At 49.8% G+C, this 15,126-nt stretch carries 15 protein-coding genes; all 15 read right to left on the bottom strand.

All coding sequences use genetic code 11. From position 1 onward, the window contains the following. Positions 1–130: 130 nt before the first annotated feature. Entirely contained in the window at positions 131–922 is a 792-nt protein-coding gene (cpoB, locus tag ACJHWT_RS17260; RefSeq protein WP_000097574.1) for a cell division protein CpoB, read from the bottom strand. A 9-nt stretch (positions 923–931) separates the two neighbouring features. Continuing rightward, complete coding sequence (gene pal, locus ACJHWT_RS17255; protein WP_001295883.1) at positions 932–1,453, bottom strand: peptidoglycan-associated lipoprotein Pal; 522 nt, start codon at positions 1,451–1,453, stop codon at positions 932–934. A gap of 34 nt (positions 1,454–1,487) precedes the next feature. Next, positions 1,488–2,780, bottom strand: coding sequence for a Tol-Pal system beta propeller repeat protein TolB (gene tolB / locus ACJHWT_RS17250; protein WP_001295307.1), 1,293 nt, complete (start codon positions 2,778–2,780; stop codon positions 1,488–1,490). Between the two features lie 132 nt (positions 2,781–2,912). Beyond that, a complete protein-coding gene (tolA, locus tag ACJHWT_RS17245; RefSeq protein ID WP_000030668.1) occupies positions 2,913–4,202 on the bottom strand; it encodes a cell envelope integrity protein TolA in 1,290 nt (429 codons plus the stop codon). A gap of 64 nt (positions 4,203–4,266) precedes the next feature. Beyond that, positions 4,267–4,695 carry a colicin uptake protein TolR gene (gene tolR, locus ACJHWT_RS17240; protein WP_000090097.1) on the bottom strand — a complete coding sequence of 143 codons (429 nt, stop codon included), beginning with the start codon at positions 4,693–4,695 and terminating at the stop codon, positions 4,267–4,269. Positions 4,696–4,698: 3 nt separating this feature from the next. Beyond that, positions 4,699–5,391, bottom strand: a complete 693-nt coding sequence (gene tolQ, locus ACJHWT_RS17235; protein ID WP_000131310.1) for a Tol-Pal system protein TolQ — start codon at positions 5,389–5,391, stop codon at positions 4,699–4,701. Next, positions 5,388–5,792: a tol-pal system-associated acyl-CoA thioesterase gene (gene ybgC, locus ACJHWT_RS17230; protein ID WP_001098384.1), complete on the bottom strand. Its 405-nt coding sequence runs from the start codon at positions 5,790–5,792 to the stop codon at positions 5,388–5,390. Before ybgC ends, tolQ begins: the two co-directional genes overlap by 4 nt. A 149-nt stretch (positions 5,793–5,941) precedes the next feature. After that, positions 5,942–6,235: a cyd operon protein YbgE gene (gene ybgE, locus ACJHWT_RS17225; protein WP_000034602.1), complete on the bottom strand. Its 294-nt coding sequence runs from the start codon at positions 6,233–6,235 to the stop codon at positions 5,942–5,944. Next, on the bottom strand, positions 6,235–6,348 hold the full coding sequence (cydX, locus tag ACJHWT_RS17220; protein ID WP_000270282.1) for a cytochrome bd-I oxidase subunit CydX: 114 nt from the start codon (positions 6,346–6,348) through the stop codon (positions 6,235–6,237). Before cydX ends, ybgE begins: the two co-directional genes overlap by 1 nt. A gap of 14 nt (positions 6,349–6,362) precedes the next feature. Next, entirely contained in the window at positions 6,363–7,502 is a 1,140-nt protein-coding gene (gene cydB / locus ACJHWT_RS17215) for a cytochrome d ubiquinol oxidase subunit II (protein WP_000568275.1), read from the bottom strand. Between the two features lie 15 nt (positions 7,503–7,517). After that, on the bottom strand, positions 7,518–9,086 hold the full coding sequence (cydA, locus tag ACJHWT_RS17210) for a cytochrome ubiquinol oxidase subunit I (protein ID WP_000884361.1): 1,569 nt from the start codon (positions 9,084–9,086) through the stop codon (positions 7,518–7,520). Positions 9,087–10,414: 1,328 nt separating this feature from the next. Further along, positions 10,415–11,530, bottom strand: coding sequence for a tetratricopeptide repeat protein (locus ACJHWT_RS17205; protein WP_000538731.1), 1,116 nt, complete (start codon positions 11,528–11,530; stop codon positions 10,415–10,417). A gap of 239 nt (positions 11,531–11,769) precedes the next feature. Then, positions 11,770–12,639, bottom strand: a complete 870-nt coding sequence (gene sucD, locus ACJHWT_RS17200; RefSeq protein ID WP_000025458.1) for a succinate--CoA ligase subunit alpha — start codon at positions 12,637–12,639, stop codon at positions 11,770–11,772. Continuing rightward, positions 12,639–13,805, bottom strand: a complete 1,167-nt coding sequence (gene sucC, locus ACJHWT_RS17195; RefSeq protein ID WP_001048602.1) for an ADP-forming succinate--CoA ligase subunit beta — start codon at positions 13,803–13,805, stop codon at positions 12,639–12,641. Before sucC ends, sucD begins: the two co-directional genes overlap by 1 nt. Before the next feature lie 93 nt (positions 13,806–13,898). Then, entirely contained in the window at positions 13,899–15,116 is a 1,218-nt protein-coding gene (gene odhB, locus ACJHWT_RS17190; RefSeq protein ID WP_000099823.1) for a 2-oxoglutarate dehydrogenase complex dihydrolipoyllysine-residue succinyltransferase, read from the bottom strand. Between the last annotated feature and the right edge of the window lie 10 nt (positions 15,117–15,126).

Genomic DNA, 15,126 nt, shown 5'->3' with positions numbered 1-15,126 from the left:
GTGGCAACGGCGGCATATATTACTGATTTCAGACTTGAGCGCAACAAAAATTTCGATGTAGATCACTCAACTGCTTATGATTCGCACGACACGACCAGAAATAATGCGACTTCTGGTCGTGTGTTATGCATTACATCGCGTTCAGACGTTTTTGCGCCTGTTTAGCGCCATCAGTACCAGGGTATTTACTGATAACCTGCTGGTATACGGCTTTCGCTTTTGCGGTGTCACCTTTGTCCTGCATGATGACGCCGACTTTAAACATCGCATCTGCAGCCTTCGGTGACTTCGGATAGTTTTTCACTACCGAAGCAAAATAATACGCCGCATCATCTTTTTTACCCTTGTTGTAGTTTAACTGACCCAGCCAATAATTGGCGTTTGGCAGGTAAGTTGAATCAGGGTAATTTTTGATGAAATTCTGAAATGCCACCATTGCGTCATCCTGGCGGGATTTATCCTGCACCAGCGCAATAGCTGCATTGTAATCCGTGTTTGCATCACCGCTTTTCACCGGCGCGCCAGCATTCGCAGTACCAGCATCAGCTGTCGGCGTCGTTGATGCCGCCACACCGCTTTGATCGCCGCTGGTTGATTGCGCCGCTGCACCACCGCTGCTGAGGCTGTCGATCTGCAACAGGATCTGCTTTTGCCGCTCCACGACCTGATTCAGTTGATACTGATTTTCCTGAATCTGACCACGCAGGGAATCAATATCGGATTGATTATCAGAGAGTTGTTGCTGGAGTTGGGTTAAAAGCTGGCTGTGAGCATTAGAAATACGCTCAAGTTGAGTGACGCGGTCTTCGACCGAGCCTGAGCCGACACTACTGATTGGTGCCTGAGCAAAAGCGGCCCAGGGGGCCGCTATACCAACCAGTAACGACAGACTCAATAGTTGATGTCTGAAGTTACTGCTCATGCAATTCTCTTAGTAAACCAGTACCGCACGACGGTTTTTGGCATACGCCGCTTCGTCATGACCCAGTACTGCAGGTTTTTCTTTACCGTAAGAAACGATGGAGATCTGGTCAGCAGAAACGCCTTTACCCTGCAGATACATCTTAACAGCGTTCGCACGACGTTCACCCAGGGAGATGTTGTATTCCGGAGTACCACGTTCGTCCGCGTGACCTTCTACGGTGACTTTGTAAGACGGGTTGCTACGCAGGAAGTTTGCGTGTGCATCCAGCATTTGAGCGAAGTCAGAACGGATATCGTACTTGTCCAGATCGAAGTAAACGATGTTGTTCTGCTGCAGCTGTTGCATTTGCAGACGAGCCTGCTCTTCGGAAGACATGTTGCCGTTGCCGCCGTTCGCATCCATACCAGTGCCGGCACCCAGCATGCCTTCGCTGCCGTCATTGCTGGCGTTCTTGTTGGAAGAACATGCCGCAATTGCCATAACAGGCAGAGCAATCATCAGCCCTTTCAGCACTTTGTTCAGTTGCATTTCAATGATTCCTTTACTATTCAATTAATTATTATCACAGATACGGCGACCAGGCAGGGAATTTGACCTGTCCATCAGTTGCCGGAAGACGCGCTTTGAAACGCCCATCTGTAGAAACCAAATTCAGCACGGATCCCATCCCCTGAGAAGAGCTGTAGATTACCATAGTGCCGTTAGGTGCCAGACTTGGCGTTTCATCCAGGAACGTGGACGACAGAACTTGTACGCCTCCCGTTGCCAGATCTTGTTTGGCAATGTGCTGCTGCCCACCGTTGGAGCTGACCATTACCATAAATTTACCGTCGCTGCTGACATCCGCATCCTGGTTCTGCGAACCTTCCCAGGTAATACGTTGTGGCGCACCGCCGTTGATATTCACTTTATAAACCTGCGGACGACCGGCCTGGTCAGAAGTAAATGCCAGGTTCTGGCTGTCCGGGAACCAGGTCGGTTCGGTATTGTTACTGCGACCATCAGTTACCTGGCGGATCTGACCAGAAGCCAAATCCATTACGTACAGGTTCAGGCTACCGGTTTTCGACAAGGCGAATGCCAGTTTGCTGCCGTCTGGCGAGAATGCAGGTGCACCGTTGTGACGCGGGAATGAAGCCACCTGACGTACAGCGCCATTTGCCAGCGTCTGAATAACCAGCGCGGAACGACCGCTTTCGAAGGTCACATAAGCCAGTTTAGAACCGTCTGGTGACCACGCCGGAGACATCAGCGGTTGCGGTGAACGGTGAACGACAAACTGGTTGTAACCGTCATAGTCAGATACGCGCAGTTCATACGGGAACTGACCGCCGTTAGTCTGAACAACGTAGGCAATACGGGTACGGAACGCACCTTTAATACCGGTCAGTTTTTCAAATACTTCGTCACTGGCGGTATGACCAGCATAACGCAGCCACTGCTTGTTCACTTTGTACGAGTTCTGAGCAAGTACAGTACCCGGTGCGCCGCCAGTGTCAACAAGTTGATAAGCGACATTGTAAGAACCATCCGGATTCGGAGTGACCTGACCGACAACCACAGCGTCAATGCCCAGCGCGGACCATGCAGCTGGTTGTACTTCCTGCGCACTACCCGGCTGCTGTGGCAGACGAGCACGATCTAACGGATTAAATTTACCGCTGTTACGCAAGTCAGCAGCAACGATGCCGCCAATATCTTCAGGTGCCGCACCAGGCCCCGCCCACTGGAAAGGAACAACACCAATAGGACGACCGGAATCTACACCGCTGTCGATCACAATGCGGACTTCAGCATGCAGAACTGATGCCCACAGTATGAGAAAACCAAATGCTACTCGTAATGCCTGCTTCATCATATCTCCCTTATCTGGACCGATGGCCCACGATAATTTAGCAGAATGTTAACAAACTAAAATACACAAAACTACCAGAACCCCGTGGCAACCGGTGCCTGATGTTGACCGTCGGAACAGTCAACATCGCGATTACGGTTTGAAGTCCAATGGCGCGTTTTTGAACACTTCATATACTGCCTGGCTTGGTGGTTTCGGGATCTTCGCAAGTTTAGCTGCTGCCAACGCAGCTTGACAAAGTGCGGGATCGCCACCTTCAGGTTTGATATCCAGTAACATACCATCGGGTGCCAGTTTTATGCGCAGCGTACAGGTTTTGCCTGCATAGGACGATGCGTCATAGAACTTACTTTCGATAGCAGATTTAATCTGCCCGGCATAGTTATTGATATCGGCCCCTGATGCGCCATTGTTTTTAGTATTACCACTCCCGGCAGGCGAAGCATTGTTCCCTTTCGCCCCTCCCCCCGTTTTCGGTGCATTCTTACCAGAGCTTAGCTCACCGAAAATATCATCTGCCTCTGCGGCAGCTTTTGCTGCAGCGGCTTTTTCAGCTGCTGCTTTTGCCGCTGCCGCTTTTTTGTCTGCGGCGGCTTTTTCTGCCGCTGCTTTCTTATCAGCTGCTGCCTTTTCAGCAGCCGCTTTTTCTGCTGCTTTTTTGTCGGCTGCCGCTTTCTCTGCTGCCGCTTTCTTATCAGCTGCAGCCTTTTCAGCAGCCGCTTTCTTCTCAGCTTCTGCCTTGGCTTTTTCAGCAGCTTCGGTTGCCGCTTTCTTTCTTGCTTCAGCTGCAGCTGCTTCTGCCGCTTCAGCTTTCTTCTTCAGCGCCGCAGCAGCAGCCTCGGCTTTTTTCTGCGCTTCGACTGCGGCTTTGGCGGCTTCTGCTTCTGCTTTTTTCTTCGCGTCTGCCGCCGCTTTCTTCGCTGCTTCTTCCGCAGCTTTAGCATCCGCTTCGGCCTTCGCTTTAGCATCCGCTTCGGCCTTCGCTTTAGCATCTGCCGCCGCTTTCGCTGCCGCCTCTTCCGCTTGCTTCTGCTTTAACTCGGCCTGTTTTGCGGCTTCTTCAGCCTGCTTTTTCTGCTCCTGAGCCGCTAACCGCTCTTTCTCAAGTTGCTTCAGGCGTTCCTGTTCAGCCGCTTGTTTCTCACGCAGTTCTTCAGCAGCCTGCTGCTCCTTCATCTTGCGCTGCTCATCAGAACGCTTCGCGCTTGATTCCTGGCTTTGCATACGTTTGTACTGCTCAACTACCGCACCTGAATCAACCATGACAGCGTCGATGGACGAACCACCGCCGCCTCCGGCTGAAGCTTCTATATTCTCATCGAACGAACTCCAGATCAGCGCCGCAAATAAGATGACATGCAGCACTGCTGAAATAATTATCGCCCGCTTGAGCTTGTCGTTTTGTTCGGTTGCCTTTGACACTCTCGGTTTCCAAAAACTGTTCGCCTGTTACCCGCTCTCTTTCAAGCAAGGGAAACGCAGATGTTTAGATAGGCTGCGTCATTAAACCAACCGATTTCACACCCGCACTATGTAACAAGTTCAGTGCTTTAATTATTTCATCGTAAGGCACATCTTTTGCGCCACCGATCAGAAAGACCGTTTTCGGGTTGGCCTTGAAACGGCTGGACACTTCCGCCACCACCTGCTCTGGTGGTAAACGCTCCAGACGATCTTTCTCAACCACCACGGTGTACTGACCAATACCAGACACTTCAACAATCACTGGCGGATTATCGTTACTGCTCACCGCCTGTGATTCAGTAGCGTCTGGCAGATCGACCTCCACGCTCTGGGTGATGATGGGCGCTGTCGCCATAAAGATCAGCAACAGCACCAGCAGTACGTCCAGCAACGGTACAATGTTGATTTCGGACTTGAGATCGCGACGACCTCGTCCACGCGCTCTGGCCATGGCTTACCCCTTGTTGCTCTCGCTAACGGTAAACGCCTGGCGGTGCAGAATCGCGGTAAACTCTTCCATAAAGTTGTCGTAATTCAGTTCCAGTTTGTTTACGCGCTGGTTGAGACGGTTATAAGCCATTACCGCCGGAATTGCGGCGAACAGACCAATTGCCGTCGCAATCAACGCTTCTGCGATACCGGGCGCAACCATTTGCAGTGTTGCTTGTTTTACCGCCCCGAGGGCGATAAAGGCGTGCATGATCCCCCAGACCGTACCAAACAGACCAATATACGGGCTGATGGAGCCAACCGTACCGAGGAACGGAATGTGCGTTTCCAGATTTTCAAGTTCACGATTCATGGAAATACGCATCGCACGCGACGCCCCTTCCACTACGGCTTCCGGCGCATGGCTATTGGCACGATGCAGGCGCACAAACTCTTTGAAGCCGCTGTAAAAGATTTGTTCCGAACCGCTCAGATTATCCCGTTTCCCCTGGCTCTCTTGATAGAGGCGAGAGAGTTCGATTCCAGACCAGAATTTATCTTCAAACGCTTCGGCTTCGCGCGCCGCTGCGTTAAGAATACGGGTCCGCTGGATAATAATGGCCCAGGATGCGATTGAAAAACCAATCAAAATCAACATGATAAGTTTAACCAGAAGGCTAGCCTTCAGGAACAAATCAAGGATATTCATGTCAGTCACTGCTTAAACTCCGCGACAATAGACTTGGGAAGCGCACGAGGCTTCATTTTGAGTGGGTCAACGCAAACAACCAGAACCTCTGCTTCATTCAACAAAGTATTCTCGGCGTTGACAATACGTTGCGTGAAAACCAAAGAGGTGCCACGCATTGATGTTATTTCAGTCTGTATTTCGAGCATATCGTCGAGCCGCGCAGGTGCGTAATATTCCACCGTCATTTTACGTACCACAAAGGCAACGCGTTCAGCCATCAGCGCCTGTTGACTGAAATGATGATGACGCAGCATCTCTGTGCGTGCTCTTTCATAAAAAGCGACGTAACTGGCGTGGTACACCACACCACCGGCATCGGTATCTTCATAGTAGACGCGAACCGGCCATCGAAACAGCGTTGTATTCACTTTACATCCCGGTAATGCAACAAAAGTTAGAGCTTTTAAACGCTGCTACTATACGCGCGCGATTGAGGTTTGGGAATGAGGGCAAGTTAAGGGAGCGTAAAAATTTATGGGCCTGACTCGGCCCATAAATTTTTAAAGAGAATTCTGATTTAAAAGAAGAAGAAAATCAGCCCGACAATGAGAACAATATCGGCAAGCAATGGGCAAAAAATCCCTTGCCAGAGAACCTTCTGCGGACGAAAGCCCACGCCGTGAATCACACCAGCACAGACGGCCCACATCAGCAGTAAACCATGCCAGATTTCCAGTTCACTGGTCTTCGCGGCGAAACGTGATGGGTCCCAAAACATACATCCTGCTAACAGAAGTGCCATCACGAAGGAAAGCGCCCGCAGGGGGCGCTTGTCCATTACCGCATACAAGGTTGCGATAATCTTACTCATCAGATGTCTTCTTGACCGGCTTTGCCTGATTCGACGTGCTCAAGCGCCAGCGCGGTGATTACCCCAAACGAACAGGCAAGAAGCGTTCCCAGAATCCATGCGAAATACCACATTTTTAGCTCCTTACTTAGTACAGAGAGTGGGTGTTACGTTCAATATCTTCTTTGGTGATACGACCGAACATTTTCCAGTAACACCAGGCGGTGTAGAGCAGAATGATCGGTACCAGAACCACCGCAACCCAGGTCATGACGTTAAGCGTCAGCTGGCTGGAAGTTGCATCCCACATTGTCAGACTTGCGTTCATCATGGTGCTGGACGGCATCACAAACGGGAACATTGCGATACCGGCAGTCAGGATGATGCAGGCCAGCGTCAGGGAGGAGAACACAAACGCCCACGCGGCTTTATCCATACGTGCAGTCAGGATGGTCAGCAGCGGCAGAACCACACCCAGTGCCGGAATAGCCCACAGAATTGGCGTGTTGTTGAAGTTAACCAGCCATGCGCCAGCTTCACGAACCACTTCTTTATTCAGCGGGTTAGAGGCTGCGTAATGGTCCATTGTCGATTTCACGACATAACCATCGATACCGTACATCACCCATACGCCAGCCAGTGCGAAGCAGACCAGCGTCACCAGTGCCGCCACCTGAGCCGTTGCACGGGTACGCAGGTGCAGTTCGCCCACGGTACGCATTTGCAGATAGGTTGCGCCCTGAGTAATGATCATCCCTACGCTCACCACACCTGCCAGCAGGCCGAACGGGTTAAGCAGCTGGAAGAAGTTACCGGTGTAGTACAGACGCAGATATTCATCAACGTTGAATGGTACGCCCTGCAACAGGTTACCGAACGCTACACCAATCACCAGCGGCGGAACGAAGCTACCAATGAAGATGCCCCAGTCCCACATGTTACGCCAGCGGGTTTCTTCAATCTTGGAGCGGTAATCAAAACCGACCGGACGGAAGAACAAAGACGCCAGCACGAGGATCATCGCCACATAGAAGCCGGAGAACGCAGCGGCATAGACCATCGGCCAGGCAGCAAACAGTGCGCCGCCTGCGGTGATCAGCCAAACCTGGTTACCGTCCCAGTGTGGTGCGATGGAGTTAATCATAATTCGACGCTCGGTGTCGTTACGACCGAGGAAACGGGTGAGCATGCCCACCCCCATGTCGAAACCGTCAGTGACTGCAAAACCAATCAGCAGAACGCCAACCAGCAGCCACCAGATAAAACGCAATACTTCATAATCGATCATTTGACGACTCCTGTCTTAGCGTGCCGGCTGAGTAGTCGTGGAAGACTGCTCAAAGTGATAGCGACCGGTTTTCAGGCTGCTTGGGCCGAGGCGTGCAAACTTGAACATTAAGAACAATTCTGCCACCAGGAACAGGGTATACAGGCCGCAAATCAGCACCATTGAGAAGATGAGATCGCCTGCGGTCAGTGACGAATTCGCCACAGCTGTCGGCAGCACTTCACCGATAGCCCACGGTTGGCGGCCATATTCAGCCACGAACCAGCCCGCTTCTACAGCAATCCACGGCAGCGGAATACCGTACAGCGCGGCGCGCAGCAGCCATTTTTTCTCGCCAATGCGGTTGCGGATGACACTCCAGAAAGAGAGCGCAATGATTGCCAGCAGCAGGAAGCCACACGCCACCATGATACGGAACGCGAAGTACAGCGGCGCTACACGCGGAATGGAGTCTTTGGTTGCCTGTTGAATCTGAGCTTCAGTCGCATCAGCCACGTTTGGCGTATAGCGTTTCAGCAGCAGACCGTAACCGAGATCTTTCTTCATGCTATTGAACTGGTCACGAACGGCCTGGTCAGTAGAACCAGAACGCAGTTGTTCGAGCAGAGAGTACGCCTTCATCCCGTTACGAATGCGTTCTTCATGCTGCACCATCAGTTCTTTCAGGCCGATAACTGGAGTATCCACGGAACGCGTTGCAATGATGCCCAGCGCGTAAGGGATCTGGATCGCAAATTTGTTCGTCTCCTCTTCCTGATCAGGAATGCCGAACAGAGTAAAGGCAGCAGGTGCAGGTTGCGTTTCCCACTCGGCTTCGATAGCAGCCAGTTTGGTTTTCTGCACGTCGCCCATTTCGTAACCGGATTCATCACCCAGAACAATAACAGACAGAACGGCAGCCATACCGAAGCTGGCAGCGATAGCAAAGGAGCGTTTAGCGAAGGCGAAGTCACGACCTTTCAGCATATACCATGCGCTGATACCGAGGATGAACATTGCGCCAGTCACATAACCAGAAGCTACGGTGTGAACGAATTTCACCTGAGCAACCGGGTTAAGCACCAGCTCGGAGAAGCTCACCATCTCCATACGCATAGTTTCAAAGTTGAAATCGGACGCGATTGGGTTTTGCATCCAGCCGTTTGCAACCAGAATCCACAGTGCGGACAGGTTTGAACCGAGCGCCACCAGCCAGGTGACACACATATGCTGAACTTTACCCAGACGATCCCAACCGAAGAAGAACAGACCTACAAAGGTGGATTCGAGGAAGAAGGCCATCAGACCTTCGATTGCCAGCGGCGCACCGAAGATATCCCCTACATAGTGGGAATAGTAAGACCAGTTAGTCCCGAACTGGAACTCCATGGTCAGACCGGTAGCCACACCCAGAGCAAAGTTGATACCAAACAACTTGCCCCAGAACTTGGTCATATCTTTATAAATCTGTTTGCCGGAAAGGACGTAGACCGTTTCCATAATGGCCAGCAGGAACGCCATACCGAGCGTCAGTGGCACAAAAAGGAAGTGGTACATCGCGGTCAAGGCAAACTGTAAGCGCGACAGTTCGACTATATCTAACATCATGACTCCTTGCTCATCGCATGAAGACTCCGAGAGTGAACCCCGTTAGAAAGGGTCACACGCATGCCCCAATACAAAATTATTTGCTCGCCTCTATCGTTGCCATTTCATCAAAAGAGGAAAAGACAATGATAAAAAAGTTACAAATGTGTTAATGAATAAACCAAATTGATCCCGTAATTATATTACGCCGCAAAATCCTTACAATAAACAGGTTTTTATTGAGCAAATTTGCATTTTTCGACAGTGATCAATTTATAGCGAAATTGTCACGATCTCACCAATTTGATCTACAACAATTTATCGTGTTTTGCAGATTTTTTTCAAGAATTAAAAATTGATTTATATCAAAATCAACCATATATGTTAATTATGTGTGAATCATGAGCCACTGGTAACTTTATTGTTAATTTATTGTAACAAAATAGCACAGTAAAATTACCCACATGGAAATATATAGATAAAAAACCAGTATTTTATTTAACAGAGCCGCTTTATCGACTTTTTATAATACTAATTAGTTAGAGTAGCTACTTTATTGCCATTTTACATAACATATTTTTATCAACGTTAATTGATTGTTGTCTTTATGAGCAACGTACTGTAAATCCGTCACTTATTGTTTCATTGGTAATAATCACAAGAAGAAATAGATACCTTAGGTATAGTCAGATGGAACAAGGATTTTCAAAATAAAATATATATGGTATTAATATTTCCCGATCTGTATTCAATGATTAGCTCAAAGATTGAAAATCAAGAGAAATTGTTATAGCAGTGATACGAAACAACAAAACGGAATGATTGCCAGCCGTTAGAAAACACCGGACACTCTCGTGTAAAAAGCTACCCTGTCTATGGATATAGCGATATCAACTCATCAAGCGTGGACTGAATGATATTCAGCTCCATATGGGCGGCAACCTGGAGGATAAACATGATTTCGCCGTTGGAATCAAGGTTGTTCTGCAATATCTACCAGACTGCTTCAATTTATCTGTTTTGGCAGTGCCATAATCTTAATTTAACTATTTGAAGATGATGATATTGTAAGATGCCAGAAATTTAGTAATCTGGAGAACCATGTTTACGATCACTAAATATTAAAGTAATAGTCGATAATTCAGTAACACATCGGGTAATATAATGTATTGATACATAATCATATTAAAAATTCGTGATTAAATAACATAAGAATATGTTTTATTATCATTAAAAAACCTTCTATTTCCATCATCCTTAAGATAATAGAACAGTGAATGATGGATAACTTCACCAGAAAAACAAGCAAGAATATAAAATTTAAAAATATGATTCCACTTTCATTGTTATAAAATGGCATCGTGAAGAGCGAGTTGATAATACTGCAATGCATCAGCGTCCTGTCCAGCAGTTTCATAAATTTTGGCAATGTTATAATAGGAGTTAGCGCGCATTGTCGCCGCATTTGCTCCACTGGCTAACGAGATCGCTTTACGATTTGCCCAAATTGCTTCCGCGATGTTGCCATTTTTCTGATACGCCAGCCCCAGGTTACTAAATGCCTGTCCGTAATTGCCGTCTAATTCTGTTGCCTGTTGGAAGAGTTGAATGGCTTGCTCAAGTTGACCGGTTTTATAAACAGCTTCACCTTCGCGATTATATTTTCTTGCCAGTTGAGTATCTCCACTGTTTTGCATCGCAGGTGAAGCCGGAGTTGAAGAACCCGTCGCAGGCATTATCACAGTGGCTAAATCCCTGACGCCTAATGTGGTGTCGTTAAAATTGGCGCTGGTAACAGAGTTGATATCTTCAAACTCGCCGTTTGGATTGAGTTTAAACACGGTCCAGATGTTCCCTCGTTTTCCAGCAGGGACACTATAACTACGCACCAGGGAGCTCCCTACATAAACAAACACTTTTGCCTTACTGGCAGAGAGATAATTACTGTTGGGCAACCCTTTGTTGCTATAGTCCTGCACGGCATAGATGTAACTTTCGCCAAAATGCTTTTTGCTGATAGTGACAGTTTCTGATCCATAGCTATCCGTATCATCAACATCCAGATTAGCATCAGTCCCCTCTTTACTATCAAAATAGATATGTCCGCCAGGGAAGATCAAATGTGAATCAAGATCAAAAGGCTTTTCGCCCCAGCTCAAAACTACACGCATGCCATCCAGACTAGTCATTGCCGGACTAATCGCATAAGTCATGCCAGCACACGAACATTTGACCACCAGATTAGAATAGCCCTCTTTTTTGACGATCAATAAAGCATCTTGATCATCAGCAAATGTAGAACCCAGATTAACGCTGCCCGATGCATTTGTGGTTCCAGAAACAGATTGTGCGCCATTGCGTTGCAGCGTCACCGATACTCCCTCAATGCGTTTATCTTTCACTGTCGCACTTAAAATATCGATATTTACATCGGCCGCATAAACGTCCGAATTTACACCCATCAGGGCCAGAGCAACCGGCAGAACAATTTTCTTCTTGTATAAATGCTTTTACAGAACGGAGAGGGGATATTTTGCCGGGCATTATTGCGCAGAAGATGGGAGAAAAGCAGTGGGCAAACTTTTCAGATTAGTGCCCGAATAAAAAAGGCCATCATAAGATGGCCAACCATGTCGAAACCGACAGCCCTTCGCCCCTCCTGTAGAGGGAAGCGGCGAGGGCTATTTCTTATTACAGATATTTATTTCAGAACAGTTTTCAGTGCTTCACCGATATCCGCCAGGCTGCGAACGGTTTTCACGCCTGCGGCTTCCAGAGCAGCGAATTTCTCATCCGCAGTCCCTTTACCACCGGCAATGATCGCACCTGCGTGACCCATACGTTTGCCTTTCGGCGCAGTCACACCAGCGATGTAACCCACAACTGGCTTGGTAACGTGCTCCTTGATGTACGCCGCTGCTTCTTCTTCAGCGCTACCGCCGATCTCACCGATCATCACGATCGCTTCGGTCTGCGGATCTTTTTCGAACATTTCGAGGATGTCGATAAAGTTAGAGCCAGGGATCGGGTCGCCGCCGATACCAACGCAGGTCGACTGACCGAAACCGTAATCCGTGGTCTGTTTAACCGCTTCATAGGTCAGCGTACCGGAACGGGAAACGATACCCACTTTACCCGGTTTGTGAATGTGACCCGGCTGGATACCGATTTTGCATTCCCCCGGGGTGATAACGCCTGGGCAGTTCGGGCCGATCATACGAACGCCTGCTTCATCCAGTTTCACTTTCACCGTCAGCATATCCAGCGTCGGGATGCCTTCAGTGATGGTGATAATCAGTTTGATGCCTGCATCGATAGCTTCCAGAATGGAGTCTTTGCAGAACGGTGCTGGTACGTAGATAACAGAGGCGGTAGCGCCAGTAGCAGCAACAGCTTCACGCACGGTGTTGAACACTGGCAGGCCGAGGTGGGTAGTACCGCCTTTACCTGGGGTTACGCCGCCAACCATTTTAGTGCCGTATGCAATGGCCTGTTCTGAGTGGAAAGTCCCCTGGCTACCGGTAAAGCCCTGGCAGATAACCTTGGTGTTTTTATCAATTAAAATGGACATTATTTCCCCTCCACTGCGGCAACAACCTGCTGAGCTGCATCCGTCAGACCTTTTGCTGCAATAATATTCAGGCCGCTGTCAGCCAGTTTCTTCGCGCCGAGTTCGGCGTTGTTACCTTCCAGACGTACCACGACCGGTACGTTAACACCCACTTCCGCTACCGCGCCGATGATACCGTCAGCGATCAGGTCGCAACGAACGATACCGCCGAAGATGTTAACCAGAACGGCTTTCACTTTGTCGTCAGAGAGGATGATTTTGAACGCTTCGGTTACACGTTCTTTGGTTGCGCCGCCGCCAACGTCCAGGAAGTTAGCTGGTTCGCCGCCGTGCAGTTTAACGATGTCCATGGTGCCCATCGCCAGGCCTGCGCCGTTAACCATACAACCGATGTTACCGTCCAGCGCAACGTAGTTCAGTTCCCACTGTGCAGCCTGTGCTTCACGCGGATCTTCCTGCGACTGGTCACGCATTTCGCGCAGATCAGGCTGGCGGAACAGTGCGTTGCCATCAGCGCCCAGTTTGCCGTCGAGGCAAATCAGATCGCCCTGTTTGGTAATGACCAGCGGGTTGATTTCGATCAGCGCCAGGTCGCGCTCCAGGAAAATGGTCGCCAGGCCCATGAAGATTTTGGTGAACTGCTGAACCAGTTTACCTTCCAGACCCAGTTTGAACGCCAGCTCGCGTCCCTGATACGGCATCGGGCCAGTCAGCGGATCAAGCGCAACTTTGTGGATCAGGTGCGGAGTTTCTTCCGCCACTTTTTCAATTTCCACGCCGCCTTCGGTGGAGGCCATAAAGACCACACGACGGGAACTACGGTCAACAACGGCACCGAGATACAGCTCTTTAGCGATATCGGTCGCTGCTTCAACCAGAATCTGGTTAACCGGTTGGCCATTGGCATCTGTTTGATACGTTACCAGACGCTTGCCCAGCCAGTTTTCTGCAAAAGCACGGATGTCTTCTTTGCTGTTTACCACTTTCACACCGCCCGCTTTACCGCGGCCACCAGCGTGAACCTGACATTTCACTACCCACGGACCGGCACCGATTTTTGAAGCGGCTTCTTCTGCTTCGCGCGGAGTAGTACAGGCATAACCCACCGGTGCTGGTAAGCCATAGCGGGCAAAAAGTTGTTTTGCCTGATATTCATGTAAGTTCATGTGTTCTGTCCATCCTTCAGTAATCGTTATCTTTTAAACCGTAGACCGACACCCTATTCACGTCGGTCTACAGTGCAGGTGAAGCTTAAACTACTACACGTCCAGCAGCAGACGAGTCGGATCTTCCAGCAACTCTTTGATCGTTACCAGGAAGCCCACGGATTCGCGACCATCGATCAGACGGTGATCGTAGGACAGCGCCAGGTACATCATCGGCAGGATCTCAACCTGACCATTCACCGCCATCGGACGATCTTTGATAGCGTGCATACCCAGAATTGCGCTCTGCGGCGGGTTGATGATAGGCGTTGACATCAGGGAACCGAACACACCACCGTTGGTGATGGTGAAGTTACCACCGGTCAGATCTTCAACCGTCAGCTTGCCGTCACGGCCTTTAACTGCCAGCTCTTTGATTTTCTTCTCGATGTCTGCCATGCCGAGGGTATCGACATCACGCAGAACCGGCGTCACCAGGCCGCGCGGCGTAGAAACCGCCATACTGACGTCGAAATAGTTGTGGTAAACCACATCATCGCCGTCGATAGACGCATTCACTTCCGGGTAACGTTTCAGGGCTTCAACCACCGCTTTCACGTAGAAGGACATAAAGCCCAGACGAATGCCGTGGCGTTTTTCAAACGCTTCACCGTACTGCTTACGCAGATCCATAATCGGCTTCATGTTGACTTCGTTGAACGTGGTCAGCATGGCGGTGGAGTTTTTCGCTTCCAGCAGACGCTCTGCCACACGCTTACGCAGGCGGGTCATCGGGACACGTTTTTCGCTACGTGCAGCCAGGGCCGGTTGCGCCGCCGGAGCAGCCGCTGCCGGAGCAGACTCTTTCGCCGGGGCTTTCGCCAGATGTTTTTCCACATCTTCACGGGTCAGACGACCACCCACACCGGTGCCTTTAATGGCGCTGGCGTCGAGGTTATGTTCAGCCAGCAGGCGACGGATCGCCGGGCTTAACGCATCGTTGTTTTGCTCTTCCAGAGACGCCTGCTGGCGTTGCGCCGGAGTGGACGCTTTCTCTTCAGATTTCGCGCTGGTTTCTTTACCCGCGCTGTTGCCTTCACGCAGGCGACCAAGGATCTGACGAGACGTTACCGTTGTACCTTCATCTTCCAGAACCGCATCCAGAATGCCGTCTGCTGATGCCGGTACTTCCAGTACCACTTTGTCAGTTTCGATTTCTACCAGCACTTCATCACGTACGACTGCGTCGCCGGGTTTTTTATGCCAGGTTGCGACGGTGGCATCGGCTACGGATTCAGGCAGGTCAGGGACCAGAATATCTACGCTACTCATTGTGTATCCT

It is taken from the genome of Escherichia sp. WS338 (genome assembly GCF_046486405.1).
Taxonomy (GTDB): domain Bacteria; phylum Pseudomonadota; class Gammaproteobacteria; order Enterobacterales; family Enterobacteriaceae; genus Escherichia; species Escherichia coli.
Note: the sequence above shows the minus strand (reverse complement) of the source record. Positions and strands in the feature narration are given on the sequence as shown.